The sequence below is a fragment of the Rothia sp. HMSC071F11 genome (assembly GCF_001809115.1).
GTDB classification, from domain to species: domain Bacteria; phylum Actinomycetota; class Actinomycetes; order Actinomycetales; family Micrococcaceae; genus Rothia; species Rothia dentocariosa.
The window spans coordinates 260030-280757 of record NZ_KV795756.1 but is presented as its reverse complement, the minus strand read 5'-3'; the positions used below and the strand labels follow the sequence as shown (position 1 = coordinate 280757).

The 20728-nt window shown below is 52.7% G+C and carries 17 protein-coding genes and 1 pseudogene; 9 read left to right on the top strand and 9 right to left on the bottom strand.

Translation table 11 applies throughout. The annotated features are described in order from the left end of the window. Positions 1-742: pseudogene (locus HMPREF2554_RS11770) on the bottom strand (transcriptional regulator); the annotation flags it as partial. A 350-nt stretch (positions 743-1092) separates the two neighbouring features. Here HMPREF2554_RS11770 and HMPREF2554_RS05675 point away from each other — a divergent pair. Next, entirely contained in the window at positions 1093-1674 is a 582-nt protein-coding gene (locus HMPREF2554_RS05675; protein ID WP_013399248.1) for a DUF3515 domain-containing protein, read from the top strand. A gap of 110 nt (positions 1675-1784) precedes the next feature. Here HMPREF2554_RS05675 and HMPREF2554_RS05670 read toward each other — a convergent pair whose 3' ends face one another. The 6 genes from HMPREF2554_RS05670 to leuC form a co-directional block, all read right to left on the bottom strand. Further along, entirely contained in the window at positions 1785-2909 is a 1125-nt protein-coding gene (locus HMPREF2554_RS05670; protein ID WP_013399249.1) for a D-alanine--D-alanine ligase family protein, read from the bottom strand. A gap of 107 nt (positions 2910-3016) precedes the next feature. Beyond that, on the bottom strand, positions 3017-4129 hold the full coding sequence (locus tag HMPREF2554_RS05665; RefSeq protein ID WP_013399250.1) for an NAD(P)H-dependent glycerol-3-phosphate dehydrogenase: 1113 nt from the start codon (positions 4127-4129) through the stop codon (positions 3017-3019). A gap of 11 nt (positions 4130-4140) precedes the next feature. After that, positions 4141-4995, bottom strand: a complete 855-nt coding sequence (locus HMPREF2554_RS05660; RefSeq protein ID WP_013399251.1) for a lysophospholipid acyltransferase family protein — start codon at positions 4993-4995, stop codon at positions 4141-4143. Between the two features lies 1 nt (position 4996). Beyond that, a complete protein-coding gene (gene murA / locus HMPREF2554_RS05655) occupies positions 4997-6430 on the bottom strand; it encodes a UDP-N-acetylglucosamine 1-carboxyvinyltransferase (protein WP_004004898.1) in 1434 nt (477 codons plus the stop codon). A 346-nt stretch (positions 6431-6776) separates the two neighbouring features. Continuing rightward, a complete protein-coding gene (gene leuD / locus HMPREF2554_RS05650) occupies positions 6777-7370 on the bottom strand; it encodes a 3-isopropylmalate dehydratase small subunit (protein ID WP_013399252.1) in 594 nt (197 codons plus the stop codon). 11 nt (positions 7371-7381) lie between these two features. Continuing rightward, entirely contained in the window at positions 7382-8866 is a 1485-nt protein-coding gene (gene leuC, locus HMPREF2554_RS05645; RefSeq protein WP_115333561.1) for a 3-isopropylmalate dehydratase large subunit, read from the bottom strand. Positions 8867-9066: 200 nt separating this feature from the next. On the opposite strand from leuC, the gene HMPREF2554_RS05640 reads away from it, so the two are divergent. Then, positions 9067-9906 carry an IclR family transcriptional regulator gene (locus HMPREF2554_RS05640; protein WP_244864735.1) on the top strand — a complete coding sequence of 280 codons (840 nt, stop codon included), beginning with the start codon at positions 9067-9069 and terminating at the stop codon, positions 9904-9906. 83 nt (positions 9907-9989) lie between these two features. Here HMPREF2554_RS05640 and HMPREF2554_RS05635 read toward each other — a convergent pair whose 3' ends face one another. Beyond that, on the bottom strand, positions 9990-11771 hold the full coding sequence (locus tag HMPREF2554_RS05635) for a dynamin family protein (RefSeq protein WP_070554344.1): 1782 nt from the start codon (positions 11769-11771) through the stop codon (positions 9990-9992). Then, positions 11768-13651 carry a dynamin family protein gene (locus HMPREF2554_RS05630; protein ID WP_070554342.1) on the bottom strand — a complete coding sequence of 628 codons (1884 nt, stop codon included), beginning with the start codon at positions 13649-13651 and terminating at the stop codon, positions 11768-11770. The genes HMPREF2554_RS05635 and HMPREF2554_RS05630 overlap by 4 nt, the downstream gene beginning before the upstream one ends. Positions 13652-13907: 256 nt before the next feature. On the opposite strand from HMPREF2554_RS05630, the gene HMPREF2554_RS05625 reads away from it, so the two are divergent. The 7 genes from HMPREF2554_RS05625 (at position 13908) to cysK (ending at position 20656) form a co-directional block, all read left to right on the top strand. Continuing rightward, on the top strand, positions 13908-14729 hold the full coding sequence (locus tag HMPREF2554_RS05625) for a DUF6318 family protein (protein ID WP_246826017.1): 822 nt from the start codon (positions 13908-13910) through the stop codon (positions 14727-14729). 38 nt (positions 14730-14767) lie between these two features. Next, on the top strand, positions 14768-15481 hold the full coding sequence (locus tag HMPREF2554_RS05620) for a DUF6318 family protein (protein ID WP_246826016.1): 714 nt from the start codon (positions 14768-14770) through the stop codon (positions 15479-15481). 121 nt (positions 15482-15602) lie between these two features. Continuing rightward, positions 15603-16412 (top strand): DUF6318 family protein, encoded by an 810-nt coding sequence (locus HMPREF2554_RS05615; RefSeq protein WP_141744369.1) that lies wholly within the window; start codon positions 15603-15605, stop codon positions 16410-16412. Positions 16413-16759: 347 nt separating this feature from the next. Further along, positions 16760-17380, top strand: a complete 621-nt coding sequence (locus HMPREF2554_RS05610; protein WP_070554340.1) for a DUF6318 family protein — start codon at positions 16760-16762, stop codon at positions 17378-17380. Positions 17381-17630: 250 nt separating this feature from the next. Beyond that, complete coding sequence (locus tag HMPREF2554_RS05605; RefSeq protein WP_070554338.1) at positions 17631-18380, top strand: DUF6318 family protein; 750 nt, start codon at positions 17631-17633, stop codon at positions 18378-18380. Positions 18381-18847: 467 nt separating this feature from the next. Continuing rightward, positions 18848-19459, top strand: coding sequence for a DUF6318 family protein (locus HMPREF2554_RS05600; protein ID WP_246826015.1), 612 nt, complete (start codon positions 18848-18850; stop codon positions 19457-19459). Between the two features lie 261 nt (positions 19460-19720). Next, entirely contained in the window at positions 19721-20656 is a 936-nt protein-coding gene (gene cysK, locus HMPREF2554_RS05595; protein WP_004004913.1) for a cysteine synthase A, read from the top strand. Positions 20657-20728 lie beyond the last annotated feature (72 nt).

Sequence of the window (20728 nt, the reverse complement as noted above, 5' to 3'; positions counted from 1 at the left end):
CCGGAGTCTGATCTGTAGGAGCCGGAGTAGGCGTTACAGGAGTAGGGTTGGCAGGCACAGGCTCCGGGTTCACCGGGGTCGGATTAACCGGTGTGGGCGTAGGGGTTACTGGTGCGGGATTCACCGGAGTCTGATCTGTAGGAGCCGGAGTAGGCGTCACAGGAGTAGCCGCTGGTTCTTCTCCGAGATCCGGGGAAGCTTCCTCAGCGTCCTCAGCAGGAAGGTTCTGAACGGGAGCAGCAGGAGTTGGAGTTACAGCTTCTGTTTCAGAATCCTCAGTAGGAACTTCGGCATCATAAGGCTGCGCCTGTGGACTCTCATATTCGGGGGTAACAGGCTGAACTTCCGCTTCATCTTCATCAGTTTTCTGAGCCGGGGTAGCTCGTTGCGCAGGGGTCTCGGTAGCCTCAGGAATCTCGTCGTCCTGCTGGTCATAGTCAAGCGGAGGTGCAGCGGCAAACTCGGCACCTGCAATGGGAGATTCCGATTGCAGGGCAACGGCGGGTTGAGCAGCATAGGTCACGTTGCCCGAGGCCATGCCGTACATAGTCAAGGTAGCGGTTGCAGACGGCATGGGCATAGGAGTCACGGCATTTTTCTGACCTAAAGCTGCAAAGGTAGCTGGTACGGCAGGCTGCGTGGTAGCTTGACCGGGCGCGGCAGACTCAGAGGTCGCAGGATGGTTTGCGACCTTCCCGGAAGCGCCACGTGCCTCCTGTGTCAGCGTTGCGGCGATCGGCACACTACCGAATGCAATCAATGCAGTCGCTAGGCTAGCCGACGCTACTTTGCATTGTCTGTTTCCCAAAAAGTGTCCTTATACCGAATAGCTACCGAACAATATGCGTGCTTGGGTGAGTCTACACCCTAAATAACAAGGATGTGCTTCTCTCAAAAGTTTATCGAATTTTAAGAATCTTTTCACGATCAACTATTAACTGTTACTTTCATGGTACCTGGACTATGGGCAAATTGTCGTGACTTTGAGCTTTAAATTGGTATTCAAATTTTTGCTTTCTTCTGATCTGCCGCGCTATGTTTCTGCGACACGCCGGTGAATATACCGTACGTTAGAATGAGAGAGTGACTTTTATGTCTTTTAGCTTTTTCGTCATGTCCCCAGCGAAGCGAGCAGGCTTGGGTCTTGCGCTCACCGGGGTGCTGTCGCTCAGCGCATGTGGAGCGGGCAATGTCAATCTTGATCCGGCTCCAGATGCCGCCAACCCTGTATGCGCTTATGCGATGGTTGCTATGCCAGAAAAACTCGTTGGCCTACAGCAGCGTGAAACTACGGCGCAAGGAACGACCGCTTGGGGCGAACCAGCTTCCGTGATTCTCAAATGCGGTGTTACCGTTCAGGAACCCGTATCGGATCCATGCGCTGAGGTCAATGGGATTGATTGGGTGCTGCGTCCCAAGGATGCGCCAGAGAACTCAGCACCGCCAGTCTCAGCGTCTTCCTCCGCCGCTGCAGGCCCTGAAAACCGTGCGACGGGAACGTGGACGGCAACCACGTACGGACGAACGCCCGCCATTGAAGTAACCTTCGACGCAGATAAGGTTTCATCATCAACTCTTCTTACTGAGCTCAACTCGGCGGTCAAACAAATTCCGTCTCAGAAGAAATGCACGAACATCAACGATACTCTCAACGGTGTCAAAACCGGAAAATAGAGGATTCAATACCTCTGGATCCTTACCTTCAGTTCACTTCACGCAAACGCAAATTTTAGAGCCCTCAAGACCTAAGGTCTTGAGGGCTCTAACACTGGAATTTCCTTCTATTAGCGCAGCCCTAAAGGACGCTCCAGTGCAAGAGTCAGCAGTTCATCAATCAGTTCGGTATAGGAAATTCCGGTGTTTTCCCACATGGTTTTGTACATTGAAATCGGGGTAAATCCTGGCATAGTGTTCACCTCGTTGATCACCAAACGACCATCCGGGGTGTAGAAGAAATCTGCGCGGGATAGTCCTTCGCCGTCAAGGGCCAAAAACGCCTTAACCGCCAGAGCACGCAAACGCTCCTGCATATCCTTCGGTAAATCGGCGGGGCACCGGGTAACTGCCGAAGACTTTGAGATATATTTAGCATCAAAATCATAGAAACCGTGGTCCTCATCAACAACCTCGATTTCGCCAGGGTATGATGCACGCGGCATATTACCGTGGTGACCGTCTAAGACGCCACACTCGATTTCACGCCCCACAATGCCAGCTTCCACAATAATCTTTGCGTCATGGCGGCGTGCTTCTTCGATAGCCGGAACAAGTTCCTCAAATTTATCCACTTTGGTAATGCCAAAAGAAGAACCCGCACGCGTGGGTTTAACGAACATGGGGTAACCAAGGGCGGTTATACGTTTAAGCGATTCCTCGCGCTCATGAGTCCATTGGCGATCGGTCACCACCTCATAAGACCCAACCTCCAGCCCAGCCGACTCAAATGCAACCTTCATAAAGTGCTTATCCATACCTACGGCTGATGCCGTCACGCCGCATCCTACATAGGGCAACTCAGCAAGTTCCAGAAGACCCTGAATTGTTCCGTCTTCGCCGAAAGGACCGTGTATGAGGGGGAATACCACGTCAAGGGCAGGACCATACTCAAGATTTCCGTCAGCATCTACTAGGTGCACTCGCGAATCCCCGGCTCCAAGAGGCAGGAAAACCTGGTGCGAACCACCCGTAAACTCTGCATGTGCAGGGGCAGCGTCGAGAAGTGCGCTCAGCTCTTCCAGATTCGTCAAATACCAACGACCGTCTTTTGTAATGCCAATAGTCACCACGTCGTAGACGCTGCTGTCAATGGCGCCTAGCACGCCTACGGCAGTAATCAGAGAAATAGGGTGTTCCGAAGAACGTCCGCCACACAGTAGAGCAACAGTTTTCTTCTGTGCGTTTTCGGTCATTGCATCTCCTTCGTAAGAGGGCGCCCCTCAAGCGCCCATGTCTGCGCACACGTGCTGTATTAGTTGTTTTATCTGCCGCAAAAATTTTCTTGCGGAAGATCTTGATGTTAATGGCCTTCGTGTTTCAGGCGTCGTCCCAGTAGCAGCGGTGCCAGCTGTCCGATCTCGATGTGTCCAGTCAGGACAGCAACGACCGCTTCCACAATAGGCATTTCGACTCCGTGACGGCGTGCTAATTGCGCTACGACGGGGGCTGATTTGATGGATTCCGCTGTCTGGCTCATATGTTCACTGAGTTTATCCGGGCTTACCCCTTCGGCAAGTAGACGCCCGGCAGTATGATTTCGTGAAAGCGGCGATGAACAGGTAGCAATCAAATCTCCCATCCCCGCAAGTCCGCTCATTGTTGCTGCTTCACCACCCAGTGCGACCGCAAGACGAGTAATTTCGGCAAGTCCGCGCGTCATGATTGAGGCTTTGGAGTTATCACCGTAATTGCGGCCTTCACAGATGCCGACGCACAAGGCGATCACGTTCTTCACCAAACCACCGATTTCCGTACCCACCACATCGGTATTCGTGTAGGGGCGGAAATAGCTGCAGGCACAAGCCTGCGCGACAATTTCTGCGATGGGCAGTGTGCGTGCTGCGACTACAGAAGCGGTGGGCTCCTCCCCCATAATCTCAGTAGCAAGATTCGGCCCTGAAAGCACGCATACCCGATGCGGTATGTGCCCGATAGTGCGGATGTCTGCGCCGCGCATCGCCAAGGCTTCCTCAAGTTCCTCGGTAATCACCTGGGACATGCGCAAACCGGTGCCGGTTTCTAATCCCTTTGCAAGTGAAACCAGCAGGGCATGCGGCTCAATATAGCGGGCATAAAGTTGAAGCTGCGAACGTAGCACCTGTGAGGGTAAAGCCAGTACCACCAAATCGGCATCAGTGAGCCCGGTAGGAGCATCCGCCGTGAATTCCAGGTTCTCGGGTAGCTTCATCCCCGGAAAATATTTATTATTTTCCCTAGTCTGAGAGCACTCTGCCATAGCTTGTTCGCTGCGGCCAATAAGGACTACCTGAACGCCCGTTTTATTTTCTCGCGCCGAATCAGCCACAATTTTGGCGAATGCGGTCCCCCAGCTTCCCGCACCCAAGATCGCAATTTTTACTACCTTACGTGGAGCCGGTTCGCTGTTGTCAGCGGAATTCGTGAAAAGAGCCATAACCTCGCCTCCTATTTAGGATCCGGTTCGCCCAGGTTACCAGCTATCCCCGTCATTTCACCGGGAGCTTCACGACGTTTGGTTCGGGGATTCCAACGACCGATTGGCGCCTTTTCGCCACGTATGTCTTCCAGCAGTTCGGTCACGGCGTCAAGCATAGCGTCGGTCACGACCCCAAGCTCAGTACGCGTATGCTTTGCCTCCGGCGAAGGATCATCGATTAAAGAGGCGATATCGAGAGGCTTACCCACCTTCACTTTGACCGTTTTACGGGGAAATAGGGAAACCTTACGATGCTCTTTGACGCGGCCACCATCCACGGTTTCGTAGTCATACCCAAGAATCTGCTCATCGCCCCAGTGCGCCACCGGTACTACGGGAGCACCAGTTGCGAGGGCAAGACGGGCAGCACCCGTACGGGCCTGCATGGGCCAACCCTCAGGATCACCGGTAGTTGTTCCCTCAGGGTAAATCACTACAGCGCCGCCAGCCTCTACAACTTTACGGGCAGTAATAAGCGCCTTGCGAGCGTCTACAGAGCCGCGTATCACGGGAATATGCGCCATTTTACGCATAATATATCCCAGAACGGGCGCTCGGAACAAAGAGTCCTTCGCTAAAAACCGCGGGAAGACTCCGTTATTGAAGATAGGGAGTGCAACGGTTACAGGGTCTATCTCGGTGGAATGGTTAGCAACCACGATATAGCCTCGGTCGGTCGGGAAGTTCTCGCTCCCGATAATTTCGATGCGGGCTATGCCTTTATACACCACGCGCGCAGCGTTACCAAGAACCTTAAAGAGCTTATCTCCTTGAGGGGTAGGCTCAAGTGTGGGTAGTGCTTTTTTCCCCTGTTGACCGCTCATACTAGCCCTGTACCTCAACCTCTTCTGGCACAACAATCTCAATTTCTGCATCGGGCTTAGGAGTCTTGCTCTGTTTGCGGGCAAGTACCTCAAACTTTGCGCCCAGAGCTTCGAGTTTCTTTTCAAAGTTCTCGTAACCGCGCGCGATAATTTCAACACCCGTAACGTGGGATGTACCTTCTGCTGTTAGAGCGGCGATAATATGCGAGAATCCACCGCGCAGATCGGGAACCTCAATGTCAGCGGCCTTAAGCGGGGTAGAGCCGCTAATAATAGCGGAGTGCCCGAAGCTCTTACCGTGGAAACGACAAAACTCGCTGCCGATGCAATCGCGCATAACCACAATATCGGCGCCCATCTGTTTGAGGGCATTAGTAAACCCAAAACGCTCTTCGTACACGGTCTCGTGCACAATAGAAGTTCCTTTTGCCTGCGTGAGCGCAACGACAAGCGGCTGCTGCCAGTCGGTCATAAAACCGGGGTGCACGTTGGTCTCAAACACGATAGGGTTCAGCTCTGCGCCGGGGGTAATCACGCCGGGGTGAGTAAAGCGGATTCCTTCCGGGGTAACCTCGAATTCACCGCCCATCTTCCGGAACTGGTTGAGGAAAGCAGTCATATCCTTCTGTGAAGCACCGCGCACAAAAATATCTCCGCCGGTTGCCAACGCGGCGGATGCCCAGGAAGCGGACTCATTGCGGTCTGCCAAGGCGGTGTGGTCGTACCCGGTTAGGGCGTCAACCCCCTCAATAATAATGGTGCGGTTTTCGTTAATGAAGATGATTGCACCCATCTTCTGCAAAACCGCAATAAGATCAATAATCTCGGGCTCAATAGCGGCGTTCTTCAAAACCGTGGTGCCGCGGGCGCGCACACCAGTCAGAAGAACCTGTTCGGTAGCCCCTACGGAGGGGTAATTGAGTTCGATTTCAGCACCGTGCAGGCCTTCATCGGGAGCGTTCAGAGTAGTGCCGCTTTCATCGTCTTTCTCGACGACGGCACCAAATTTACGGAGCGCATCCATATGGTAATCGATAGGACGATCACCAATTTTGCATCCACCTAGATTAGGGATACGCGCGGTACCGAGCGTGTGCAGAAGCGGACCTACCATCAGGATCGGAATACGTGAGTTACCGCCGAAGAGTTGAATCTCTTCAGCGTTATCGGCCGCAGTCTTCGCGTCTTGGGCGGGATCTAATGTGAGAATACCGGCTTCAGGATCATAGTTAACTTTCGCACCGTGAAGTTCAACAAGGGTAGTTACAATCTCAACATCGCTTAGGTCTGGTACGTTACGCAAGGTTGAACGGGTGGATCCGTGCAACGCTGCTACCATCGCTTTAGGTACGAGGTTTTTGGCGCCTCGAACGTGGACTTCGCCTTTAAGAGGGGTACCACCCTCAATGCGAAGTTCGCTGATGTTAAGGGACATAACTAATCCTTCGAACGGTCGGCTCGGTGGGGCCGACAAGAACTGCTGTTAGTGCTGAGGTCCGGCGCCATTAACGAATTATTAATAGGTCTGCACAGACTTTCAAGCTATCATTTTACGTTCTCGAACGGGCTGCTACAAACGGAAGAGCTGTGTAGAACCTGTGCTTCGCGATGTTTATCGAGATAGTTCAAAGATGCCGCTCATAAACTTCCTCGAAGAACCACCTCATATAACCATCAAACCCCAGCAACATACCGATAAATGTGTATCTGATACACCCCGTAATACTCGGTGAGGTGCGTACCCTGATGTCACAGGGTACGCACCTCACCGAGTATCCAGACTAGACTTCCTGAGTCCGAGGCATCCATGCGGGGCGGCGCGCCTCGTAGTCTTTAATGGCCTCAATGTTCTGAAGGGTAAGCCCGATATCGTCAAGCCCTTCCATCAAACGCCAGCGTACATAATTATCAATCTGGAAAGGCACCACGAGGGCACCCACAGTTACCGTCTTATTTTCTAAATCAACGGTAATTTCGGTACCGGGTTCCCGTTCAAGAGCCTTCCAAATCAACTCGACATCATCCTGAGCCACCTGAGCGGCAACGAGTCCTTGTTTACCCGAGTTACCACGAAAAATATCGGCGAATCGTGACGATATAACGACTCGAAACCCGTAATCCTTAAGCGCCCAGACCGCGTGCTCACGCGACGACCCTGTACCAAAATCGGGGCCCGCCACCAGCACTGACCCATTTTTATAAGGTTCTTGGTTCAGAACAAATTCGGGGTTCTTACGCCAATTCACAAAGAGGGCATCGTCAAAGCCTGTTTTCGTTACGCGTTTGAGGTAAACCGCCGGGATAATTTGGTCGGTATCCACGTTCGAGACGCGCAGAGGAACACCAATTCCGGTGTGTTTAATAATTGGTTCCACAATGTTCTCCTTTACGCCGCCGCAGGGGCATTGTCTGCGTGTGGTTCTAAGTCAGAAGGTGATGAGAGGGTTCCGCGAACCGCCGTTGCGGCAGCGACTAGCGGCGAGACAAGATGGGTTCGTCCGCCTTTACCCTGGCGTCCCTCAAAGTTGCGGTTCGAGGTGGATGCGCATCGCTCCCCCGGCGCCAGTTGATCGGGGTTCATGCCCAAGCACATAGAGCATCCGGCAAAGCGCCAATCTGCCCCAAAGTCCTTGAAGATTTTATCTAGGCCTTCTTCTTCGGCCTGTGCGCGAACTTTCTGTGAGCCGGGAACGACCATCATACGCACGCCTGAGGCAAGGGTACGCCCACGAATGATTTCGGCGGCAGCACGCAAATCCTCAATGCGTGAGTTAGTGCACGAACCTAAGAATACGACGTCCACCGGAATATCTTTCATGGGAGTTCCAGCTTTAAGGTTCATGTACTCCAGGGCACGGGATGCGGCTGCCTGGTCGTTTTCATCCTCAAAGTCTTCAGGTGCGGGAACCGCTTGGCTCAGCGGCACACCCTGACCCGGGTTTGTTCCCCAGGTAACGAAGGGCTCAAGCTCGTCTGCATTAATAAAGATTTCTTTGTCGAAAACAGCCCCTTCGTCGGTGGGAAGGGTCTTCCAGTAGGCGAGCGCGTCCTCCCAATCTTGGCCCTTGGGTGCGTGAGGACGCCCCTTAACATACTCGAAAGTGGTCTCGTCGGGAGCTACCATACCCGCACGAGCACCTGCCTCAATCGACATATTGCAGATGGTCATACGCCCTTCCATAGACAAGGAGCGTATCGCGGAACCGCGGTATTCGAGTACGTATCCCTGCCCGCCTCCGGTACCGATCTGAGCGATAACGGCAAGAATAATATCTTTGGCGGTTACTCCAGGTTTTAGAGTCCCTTCGACATTGATTGCCATTGTTTTAAAGCGCGCCAGCGGCAGGGTTTGGGTTGCCATCACGTGCTCAACCTCAGAGGTGCCGATGCCGAAGGCAAGTGCACCGAAAGCACCGTGGGTTGAGGTGTGCGAGTCACCACAGACGACGGTTATTCCGGGCATGGTCAATCCCAGCTGCGGGCCGACTACGTGTACGATACCTTGTTCGATATCGCCGAGCGGATGGATGCGCACGCCAAATTCCGCGGTGTTACGACGCAGGGTTTCGATCTGGGTTCGCGAAGTAATATCCGCAATGGTCGAAAAAATATTTTCGGTAGGAGTATTGTGATCTTCAGTTGCGATCGTCAAGTCGAGACGGCGCAGGGGCCTGTTTTCGAGGCGTAGCCCTTCAAAAGCCTGGGGCGAGGTCACCTCATGCAGAAGATGCAGGTCAATATAGAGAAGGTCGGGCTTGCCATCTTGCCCGGGCACCACGACGTGGTTCTCCCAGACTTTTTCGGCGAGAGTACGCGGGCGCTTCACAGATGTGGGTATAGCGCTTGTCGCAGCAGTATTGTCCCCTGCCATTTTTCCTCCTGCTTTGATATGGCGGGCTTTCCGCCAATCATAGATATATAGTGCCTTATAACACATATATTCTTGCCCCTGGAATATATTTCAAAAATTTGGTATTCAGGGTTCCTCCATCATGGGCAGGTTCAGAGGAAGAGTCTATGAAGTGCGCCCTATCTTCCACATTTTGAGATGCACTGAGCTAAACTAGAGTTATGACATCTGCACCATCGTCTACACCGTTGCCTGGAGCACGTCACCCTCGCGATACGTCGGGGCTTTCGACTCCTTTGAAGACTCCCCATACTCTCACGGATGACCAACAGGTTGTTGAGGTCGAACCAAACATCTCCTCTGGCGTGGGGGTACTTGATAAAGCCGCGCTTATTCTTTCATGCCTAGAGGCTGGTCCGGTCACGCTGGGGCAGCTTGTTAAAGCCACCGGATTAGCTCGCCCAACGGCGCATCGTTTGGCGGTGGCGCTCTCTCACCACCGTATGGTGGCACGCGATGTTCAGGGACGCTTTATGTTGGGTCCTCGCCTGATGGAACTGGCAAATGCGGCTGGTGCCGATCACCTCCTGGCGGCTTCAGGAGCGGTTTTAAATCAGCTTCGCCATGTAACCGGCGAGTCGGCACAGGTTTACCGGCGTCAAGGAAACTGGCGCGTATGCGTAGCATCCGCAGAACGTCCCGTTGGACTGCATGATTCAATTCCTATAGGAACCCAGCTCTCCATGAAGGCTGGTTCCGCCGCCCAGGTTCTCTTGGCGTGGGAAGACCAGAACCGCCTTGTTGAGGGTCTGCAAGATGCGTATTTCAGCGCTGCCATGCTTGCTTCCGTGCGCAGATTAGGGTGGGCACAGTCGGCAGGTGAACGCGAGCGCGGCACGGCTTCCGTGTCTGCCCCTGTGCGTTCACCGTCGGGCAAAGTTATTGCAGCCGTTTCTATTTCCGGTCCTATCGAAAGACTCGGTATGCAGCCCGGTCGCAAATACGCCGAGGTTGTTGTTGATGCGGCTCATAAGATTTCACAAGCGCTTCGGAACGTATAGTAGCTTAGGTCAAACCATAGAATAGAGGGGTGTGGAACCGGCTAGTTGGTTCCACACCCCTCATGCTGTTTAGATGTTCATTCTTATGTCAGAGCCTGCCTATAGCGCCTGAGCTTCTCGCATTCTGCCAATACTGGCGCCACGATAACCTGCTGTGCCGCGTTTTCGCACTGTTGGATCATGCGCGTTCGCAAGGAACGCCGGTATACACGGGCGCTCACATTTACCAGTGCCCTACCCAATACGGCACCCAGGATCCCTAAAAGCGCCCCCAAGATAAGTAGAAGTGTGGGTACAGGTACGGGGGATCCTTCGGGTACGGGCGCAGGCGGCAGAGGTATCTGCAGGTAGCTTGCAAATGCCATTGCAGTCAGCCAGGCTACGCCTCCCAAAAGGCTTAGAAATGCAATCCATTGCACCGCGTTAAGTAGCTTCCACCAGAAACGTGACTGGGTAGTGTTGTAGTCTACACGCGCGATCGCCCTCTCAAAGGCCTCCGGAAAATCCTGTTCTCGGGTCAAGGCGGCGTTCTGGATACGTTGCTTCCAGGGAGCTTCAATATTTTGGGCTACAGACTCACCATAACCGCGCGCTGCCTGAGCTAATGCTGCCTGCTGAGCTGCAGTAAGCGGCGGTAACGAACTAGCCGTTAGATGCATCGGAGATTTCTGTGGTGCAGATTCACTCGCGCTATGAGTACCCGCAGTATCGTCTCCAAGATGCAGACGCTTAAGCGGGTCGGCACGGAACTTAGCAACCCACCGCGTAGCTATCCATCCTGTGTTGGCAACGGCACGACGACGATACGAGGCTTCTGCAGCATCAAGAACTTCAACAGCCCCGCAGGCTTGAAAGCAGCCTTCCGTCAGCTCATCAACGGCGTAGTCAGGCTCATGAAGAGGTGCTTCACCACCCTGATAGTCTGCAAGATCACGGCGAATCGCATATAGCTGCGCCTCAGTACGCTCATACGCCGCATTTTTCTCAGCCGCCACACGTCCTAACAACGACCGCAGGGCAGAAACGCCTTCGCCGGTATGCGCCGAGAGTGCAAATGGGGCTGTAATGAGCAGAGGCGTAATACCGTCCGCTTCTAAAAGCTCCGTGAGCGCATCAAGTACTTGTGGAACCTCATGGGAATCTAGGGTATCTGCTTGGTTCAGAACGCATACCATGCGATGTCCACGAGTGGAGAGAGGAGCCAGAAAATCGTGGTGCACCGCCGCATCCGCATACTTTTGGGGGTCGAGGACCCACACCAACACATCCACATAGGAGAGCATGCGCTCTACCTGCTCCCGGTGGTGATGCGCTACCGAGTCAAGGTCGGGCAGATCCAGCAGGATCAGCCCGCCAGATCGTGTGCGGGTCTGCCCGCGCCCAACCGCCGTTTTGAGCTTATTCCACATGCCAGGAACGGGCTCTACGATTTCGTGGGGTGCTGCAGAATCTGCCGCCGAATTTTGTGTTTGGGTACGAATCTGGCGTATCGATTCGTTCTCCTCGGGATAGACCCTATGTTCGATCTTAAGCCAGTCCAGAAGCTCTTCGCTTCCGTCCCGTCCCCAAATCGCCGCCTGAATTTCTGAGGTAGTCGGTCGTGTAACGGCGGTACGTGCCAGGGGCATCCCAGCAATGGTATTGAAAAGGGTGGATTTTCCACTTCCGGTGGCCCCGAAAAAACCAATTACAGTGTGTTCTGCCGAAAGCTGCCGACGTTCCATGACACGGCTCAGCGTTGCGGATGCGTTCTCCTGCACGGTATCAGGAATAACGTCAAGACCCAGGCCGAGCGCATCGTGAAGGCGAAGCGCACGTTCTTCAAAAGACCCGCGCGGCGTAGCGGATGCTAAAGATGAGTTCATCGTGTGTGCTCCTGGCAAGAGTTATTAACAGGTAATGGCTGTGTTGTATCGTCATGCATGTGCTGAACGAGCCCCGAGTTCTGAAGCGAGTCTTCACGCCGAGCCAAGGGATCATGATCTAGTTCTTGACCTAAGTCATGAAGCTGTTCGGCAGCGACACGAATTTCGTCCGGCTGTATGCGCGGTTCACGGGAAGAAAGCACCTGCCGGTAATCTTCGGATTGCCGTTTGAGCAGGGTTTCTAGGCGTGCCACTAGATCACTGCGAGCGCGAGTCGCCATGCGGCGCACAGCATCCTCACCGAAGACCGATTCAAGAAGCTTAGATCCAACGACCCCAGATCCTCCCGCAATACCAATTTCGATGCCGGTGAGTCCGCCAGTCGCCGAAAAAGCCACCATCATGAGCAGCACCGCTGTCGCGTTAACACCGAGGGAGAGCACGCGCGCTCGCTGGCGTTTGCTGCTGCCTTCAGCACGGATCATATCAAGTACAGAACTTTGCCAGGCTCGTATTTCTGCGGCGATAGTCTCATCAAGCTCCGCACGAGCCTGGGTGCTGTGCGGAGGGTACGGGCTCTCGTCAATATTCTGTAAGAGTACGCGCCCTGCTCGTTCCGCTCCCCAGCTTCGACGGATAGTTTCATGCGCACGTTGAGCGGCATCAAGAACAACGGCGTGCAGACCCGTTTCGAGAGCCTGCTCAACCCGCGTGGTCGCTGCCGGTTTCCCGGTCAGCATTCCGGCAAACCTGTCCCGCAGCCGTCCGATGCGGTTCTCCAAAGAGCGGAAGAAGTCGCCCGTCCCCACAAAATCGTGCCACCGTGCCAGAACCTCGCCGCGAAGCAATGAGCCGTCAGTGAGGGAATCTTCCACACGGACAAGCGCATCCTCATAGGCTAAGGTCACCGCAGTTTCTAATCCGGTGTATGTTTCCACCTGACGGGTTTGTGCATCAGCAAGTTCTTGTAGAGAGTTACCGGCCCCGGTGATAGCGCCCGCCAGGGTGCGACGCGCGATCGCTGCACGGGCTGGCGCATCCGCACCAAGCTGTTCAAGCCAGGATGTTAGAGGCGCTACCGCTTCTGCGGGCAGCATCCCCTGTTCGTCCCGCGGCTGTTCATGGATACTATGCAGAATAACCGGTGTTATACCGGCTTCGGTGAGCATCCGCATAAGGTCGGACTCGATCTCATCCACAGCCCCTTTGGGAACTCGGTTGAGAACGACTGCTACAGCAATATTCCGCTGGGCAGCGCGATGCAGCAAATCCCAGGGTACGGCATCCGCATAACGGTTAGCAGTTGTGACGAAGAGCCACAAATCGGCAGCAGATAAGAGCTCGTTGGCAAGTCTGCGGTTCTCGTCAGAGACCGAATCAATATCGGGCGCATCGATCAGGGCGATACCACGCGGCAGAGCGCTAGTTTGCACGCTGATAAGCGTATCTTGCAGATGATGTTCGGCACCTGGCAGCTCCCAAATGTCACTCCGGCGTGGTGAAGTTTCAGAGATAGATGCCATCTCCTGCCGTTCTAGGGTAGGCAGAAAACGTTCGGGGGTCAGGTATTCGGAGTCTTCAGCACGATAAAGCAAGATTGGCTGCCGAGTGGTGGGGCGAAGCGCACTGGAACGGGATACGGGGGTTCCCATCAAGGTATTCACCAAAGTCGATTTACCGGCACCCGTAGAACCACCAACTACCACGGTAAGGGGTGCCTCCAAAGCGGTAAGCCGCGGCAGAATGTAATCGTCGTACTGTTTACTCAGAGAACGCACTTGTTCCCTCGCCCGGGTAACATCAGCGGTATCGAGGGGTAGAGTGAGCTCATCTAGAAGTTTGCGTGCAGAATATACACGCTCATCGTTTGTGTGTTGCACGTGCGCTATTGTTTCACACTTTATTGCATGCTTGCTGAGGAAACTTAGAGTGTTTCCTGTGAGTTTAAGTTGCTTACCTCACGAATTTTAGGTGCCGTAAACAGAGTCGAAGCGCTGTATTTTGCGTAACTCTAGCCTAATATCACGGTTTAGGTCGCTGTACGTTTGTGCTTTCACCCACCACGCCCTAGTCTGGTTTTACACACTAAACCCGGGTTTCAGATTTTCTGGAAATAACGATATTTTGGGAGTTGCTATGCGCCCTTCACGTCGCCAGTTCTTCGTCTTTACTGGCAGCACCGTTGCCGCCGCGCCATTATTAGTTTCATGTGCCTCTAGCGATTCCTCTGATTCTGCCGCTGGTTTAGCAACCGCTGAGGGAGCATCCCCCTCAGAGACAGGTGCGCACTATGGAAATCTTTCGGGAGAGCTACTCTGGCAACGTTACGATTCCGCCACCCCGGTCACTGCCAGTATGAACCCCGAAACCGGGGAAAAGGTCGTTCCGGTTCCCCAGGCAGACCCGGCAACTGCCGATCACAAGGCTCAGAACGTTCCCATCCCCCAAGAAGACGACCTGATGTTCAAAGAGGATTTTCAGGGGCTGCGAAACACCTTCGCCTATTATGTGGCGTGTATTAACTATGCACGCATGACTGGAGATCTCACCCCTGCTCTCAAAGTGGTACACAGCGAAAACACCGTCGATCTTGAGCGGCTTAAGGCCTGGGAAACTCTGTACGCCGAACCTAATAATAGTTGGATCGTTGGAGGTACCTGGAAAATCTCCGTCTCGGAGAAACCGACAGAGCATAACGGCAAATTCTCGTGGGAATGCACCGCTACCCAGGAAAACGGAACGCTCATCAATAAAACGACAAACGTGACGAAACCGCTTTCGCAGGATGAAATACGCGATTTTACGGCTCTCTACGCGCAATGGGTGAAGGACAGGTGGCTCATCATCTCCCCACAGCAGTTTGACCCAGCGGCAAAGCCCACACGAGCCTATACACCCGCTCCACAACCGACTTCTACCTACACCCCAAAGGTAAGTACTATACCCGCCGACTACTAAACCCCTAATCCTTTATTTCTCAACGTGAAAGGTTCCACGTGGTAACTTCACCTCCCTATTCCCGACGCCGTGTATTACGTACCGTTGGGGCAGGGTTATTCGGCACCGCCGCCTCTACTTTGATAGCCGCATGCTCTCGAAACCAGCAAACTCATGCTACGAGTGACCCTTCGGTAAGTCAGTATGTACGCAGCGATTTTAGCGGTGAGGTGGCTTTCGAGAGCTTCAACACCTCAGCAGGTACTTATGTGCCCGCAAACGCAGAGCATCCGGCGCAAAACGTTCCGGTCCCCATAAAAACAGAGAATATGGGCAAAAACTCCATTGCAGGTTTTTACGACACCATCGGTTACCTCAATGCGGCGCTCAATTATCTCTTGGCTACCGGTGACACCAATCCTCTGGAAGTCATCACGATCAACCCCGAGTTCACCAAAGCTCTCCTGCTTTTCACTGACGAGACTGGTGAGAGTCAGGCTGCCAAAAGCTGGTATGTTTCTCCTCAAGCCACGCTCTCCCTCACCTCACGCATGCCAACAGCCGTGAACGATTATCGAAAAGATTGGCGATACACCCTCGATATCAGTTTGGGAGAACAGCAGGTCGTCAACTCTCAGGCCAGTGCAATACCTGCCGAGCAGCAGAAATTCCACTATGCGGGTACTATCCAAGGCACCTTCGAGAAAGAAGCCTGGTCCCTCACACTCACAGTTCGTGACCCGCAGTCCACGGCAGGCGCGAGTCCGTCCTAGAACTAAGAAGGCTCAGCGGCACCTCCGCATGAGAATATAGAGACATAATATTTTCTTCTCCAACCGCATCTGGGTGAAGGTACCTATGCGCTTTAACCCTCATAATCATCGAAAGGCTTCCATGTCACAGCACTTAACTCGCAGGCAAGCTGTTACAACTGTTTTATCAGGTGCCGGACTCACTATGCTCGCCGCTTGTTCCTCGAACAGCTCCACCAACACGTCAAATGGCAATAACGCTAACGGCTCTGCGCCAAGCCCAAAATCCTCAAACCCACACGGATATAGCAACGACGGAAATAACTACTCCGGGCGTATTACATTTGATAATTTTGAGCCGGGAAATACCTACGAACCAGGTAATGCCGAGCATCCCCCACAAAACGCCCCTATGCCTAAGCTGCCGGATAACGCCAACGAAAATAGCGTAACCGGTTTCCATGCAACCGTCGCTTACTATGCTGCGGCTAGGGATTACCTGGTGAAAACCGGCAGCCTCGACGCCGTGAAAAAGGTCAAACTTGCGGGTAACGACGCCGAAGAAAATGAGGCGCTCGCTAAAACTATCGCTCAAGGGATCGAGCAGAAAACCTGGTATGTAGATCCATCTGCCTGGTACGAGCTCAAGGAGTCACAGCCCGCCATTATGAGCGATGGGAATCTACTCTTCAAGAGCGTCTACACATTCGACTACGGTGCTGAAAGCGTGACGAACGGCGAGATAAAACCGGTTAAGGAAGAAGAGCGAGTCTATACCCAAGACTGTGATTTCCGTGGGCGTTACAATCCCACCACGAAATCCTGGGAACTCAATCTATCCTATGGCACGAAGAGCTCGGGAAATGCGGCAGCAAGTCCTGCCGCATCGGCAACGGGTGGAGCCTCAGATCCTGCGGCAACCGAAGAACAGGCAGCTAATCCCAAGAAATAATAGCTGTTCGTTACCCTTGCCCAGCCTTCGGGGTTCTGTTGATGCAGGAACCCGGAGGCTGGGTATTTTGAATTCCTGCTCTTCACCTTGCGTTCTTCAAAGTCAAACTAAGGGTTTTATGTCTCGACATATACCCTCTAGATATGTATTTTCCCTCACATGTCGGAGAGCCCTGCATATACGGTATTATCTGCGCAGCAGTGTTACTTTCCCTGTGAACTATTGGGGTTCCTGCACAGCAACGTATAACTATTTCGCGGGTCCCCTATATCTATCTTGCCAGGGCGTCTTCTATGTAGAGCTACACTTGAGAAGCTAGTGCTATTTCAACGTTGAAGGGGCATTTTATGTCTTTCACTTTTTCGCGCCGAATCCTCCTGCGCACCACCGCCCTCGGTACTGTTGGACTGGGCGGAATCACCGTACTCTCTGCGTGTGGCAATACGTCGCAAAACAGCGCCGAAAGATCGAGCTATAAGGGCGAGGCTAAGCTTGATAGCTACGATACATCTGCCGGAACTTATGAATTAGCGTCACGCGAGCATCCGGCACGGAACGTACCCAAACCTGTCAAGCCTAATAATATGAATGACAACTCAGTAGCGGGCCTTTACTCGACTATCGCGTTCTTTGCGGCTGCACTGCAATACCGGCTTATTACGGGCGATGCCCAGTACCTCAAAGAGGTCAAGCTAGAACATACTGTAGATTCCATCGAAGAGATCACCAATGGTTCTACCTGGCTCTCCAATCCCACGGTTACGATTGAGCTTACTACCGATCAACCGGAACAAAAGGACAACGAATACTTTTGGCCTGCAAAGCTCACACTCACCAAGGGCGACTGGGCGGTCGCTCAACACAGGACCATCAACGTTCCAGAAAATGAGCAAAAAGTTACAAGTGAAGGAAAAATCAAGGCAAAATACACCGATGGCGCATGGGCTATTCGGGACATTGCTGACTAGTCTTCACCGGATTCTCTAGAGAAAAATACGGGACTTCTAAGTCTGCGCTGGGCATGGCAATAAGCCTTTGCCCGGGCGTTTTAAGTGCGTATGAGACCCATACCCTCTCCATGCCAGGTATTACCTTATACGGTAACGTTACTCACCTTTGGTTAGGGTTAGGTCACATTCCTCGGTACAATCAAGTATCTCGTTTTGTTTTACGTTTAGACTTATACGGGATTAATGCATTCACACGAAAGGTATAACGATGTCTTCGGCTCTGAATCGTCGTGCAGCATTGGGGATTCTCAGTATGGGAAGTGTCGCGTTCTTAGCGGCGTGCGGCAGCGATAAGAAAGAAGAATCTAATTCTTCAGCCTCCGCAAGCACTTCTCAGACGAAGAGCTCCAGCGCTTCCTCTTCAGCTTCTACTACCCCCTCAGCTTCCGAATCACCTACCCCCACCCCGACTCCTACGGAACTCGTCAACGACGGTAAAGACTACTCCGGAGTCGCTAAGTTAGAGCAGTACGAAACCCCCGGAGAGTACCAGCCCGCTACGGCGGAATCTCCCGCGCAGAACGTACCCACCCCCGTTATTCCCGAAGCAATGCACCAGAACACCGTTGCGGGCTTTGCCTCTGCGCTTGCATATTTTGGTGCTGCTGTCGATTACCTCCTGCAGACCGGCGATATGAAGTATGTTCGGGAGGTCAGCACCGATGCTGATACTCTGAATGCACTCCAGAAATACGCCGATCGTACGATGAAGGGTATCGAAGAAAAGACATGGTACGAAAAGCCTTCGGCCACAATGGTTATTAGCAGCAAGCAGCCTACTATCGCGCAGGGTGCCTATAACTGGACCGTCGATTTCACCATTGATTTGGGCGAAAAACTCTTCAATAAGGGTAAAGAGCAAGATACCCCTTCTGATAAACGCTACGTACGTATGCAGGGCGAGGCTGTAGGCCGCTACATCAATAACGTGTGGGATCTACACATGGATATCGACTAATAGGTATCGTTCCGCAGCACAACACCGTATGCTCACAAACGTTGAGTATACGGTGTTTTTATATCTTCTCGATTATTTTTCAAATCTCTTTTCTGTACCGCATACCAAGATACGTGCGGCAGAAAAATATTTATGTGAGGCTCCCCCTACCCACCAAAGCAGCAGTCTTCGTACCGAAAAGACACCAATTAACAAGAGTCCAGCAGACGACACAACGCGGGTATCAGAATGTGTGCGACGACTCTCTCGATTCTTGTGCTTAACTCTAGTTCTACAAGCAGCTGGCAGTCAGTCACCTGCTCGTCAAAATGCTGTCTTTTCACGCTTGTATAAATGCGACTCGAACAAAAGCGTTTAGAGTGCGTGTTAACTTTGTGCGAAATACATTAAAAGCTTGTACCAAATAATAAAGTTTAGGTAAGCTAAAACCATCACCAACCCATCCCATGAGAGAGGACTACTTCATCATGCCTACTTCCGGGGTATTTTCCCGCCGTAACACGCTCAGATTTACCACTTTAGGAATACTGAGTCTCGCGGTTATTCCAATGCTCACCGCATGCGGCAAAGATTACCAAGGCGAAGTCAAACTTGATTCCTATGACGAATCTGCAGGTTCTTACGAGCCCGCGACAAAGGAGCATCCAGCGCAGAATGTTCCAAAACCCAAGAAGCCTCAAGACATCAACGATGATTCAACCGGCGGGCTATACTCAACCCTCGCTTTTGCCGCCGCTGCCATGCAATATGCACTGCGCACTGGAGATACGAGCTATCTTCAAGAGGTCAATATTCCTGAGAGAACCAAAGTATTCTTTATGTCTAACTCCCCTTTTCTCGGGGGTACTACATGGACCGATAACCCCGTTGTAACCATCGCCCTCAAAGCTGGTTCTCCCACCAAAGATGGTGATACATATACCTGGCCGGGTCATTTCAAAGTCGATTTTGGCGCATGGACTGTTAACGACGGTACGGCAACCGACACTCAAAACAACAGATTAAATCTAGATCAAGATATCGATATCAAAGCAAAGTACCAGAATAACTCTTGGATTATTCTTTCACTCGACCATTAGTACCGCTTAGAACCTCGAGAAGGAACGCCGTGCCGTATAATTTTCCAATAGGAAATATATACGGCACGCGGACTATTAAGGGTGAAAAATTATTGTCTGCTACACCGCCGCCAGCGTTTTTATTCCCAACTCAGTAGCATATTACGAACTGTGACGGGTAAACTTACACCGTTACCCGCAGCGTAGTAAAGTTTCTCACGTACCCAAGGTTCCCCGGAAAATCAATAGGATTTTTCACCACACACTAAAGGATTAAATACTGTGGCAGAGATCGTAAACAGCATTGTTGATGCTATTGGTCAGACTCCCCTTGTTCGACTCAACCGCCTCGATGCTGGTTTGCCCGGCAACGTAGCCGTCAAGCTCGAATTCTACAACCCCGCAGGCTCTGTGAAAGACCGCATCGGCCGCGCCATCATTGATGCCGCTGAAGAAGCCGGAGCTCTCAAGCCCGGCGGTACCATTGTCGAAGGGACTTCTGGAAACACCGGTATTGCCCTTGCAATGGTTGGTGCAGCACGTGGATACAACGTTATTTTGACAATGCCCGAGACCATGTCGGCTGAACGTCGAGTACTGCTTCGCGCTTACGGTGCGAAAATTGTTCTCACTCCCGGCACCGACGGCATGCGCGGCGCTGTTGAGAAGGCACAGGAAATCGTTGCCACCACGGACAACGCAATTCTCGCATCGCAGTTCTCCAATGAGGCAAACCCTGCTATTCACTACAAGACCACCGGCCCTGAAATTTGGGATGCGACTGACGGCAAGATTGATATTTTCGTATCGGGTATCGGTACCGGCGGTACTATCTCCGGTGCTGGCAAGTACTTGAAGGAGAAGAACCCCAACCTGCAGATCGTTGCCGTTGAACCTCAGGATTCACCGCTCCTGTCTGAAGGCCGCGTTGGTCCGCACAAGATTCAAGGCTTGGGCGCTAACTTCGTGCCGGATACTCTCGACCGCGAAATCTACGATTCGGTCATCGCAGTATCTGGTGAAGAAGCGATCCGTACTTCCCGCGCACTAGCAACCCAGGAGGGTATCCTGGGTGGTATTTCTTCCGGCGCAGCCGTCTATGCAGCATTGGAAGAAGCTAAGAAGTCCGAAAATAAGGACAAGCTGATCGTTGCAGTTGTTCCCGACTTCGGTGAACGCTATATCTCTACGGTACTCTACGAAGATATCCGTGGCTAAACTTCCTCAAGAAACAACGCCCCACGCTTCCGTTCGCTACGGTGCTGTGGGGCGTTTCCTCTGCTCAGAGAA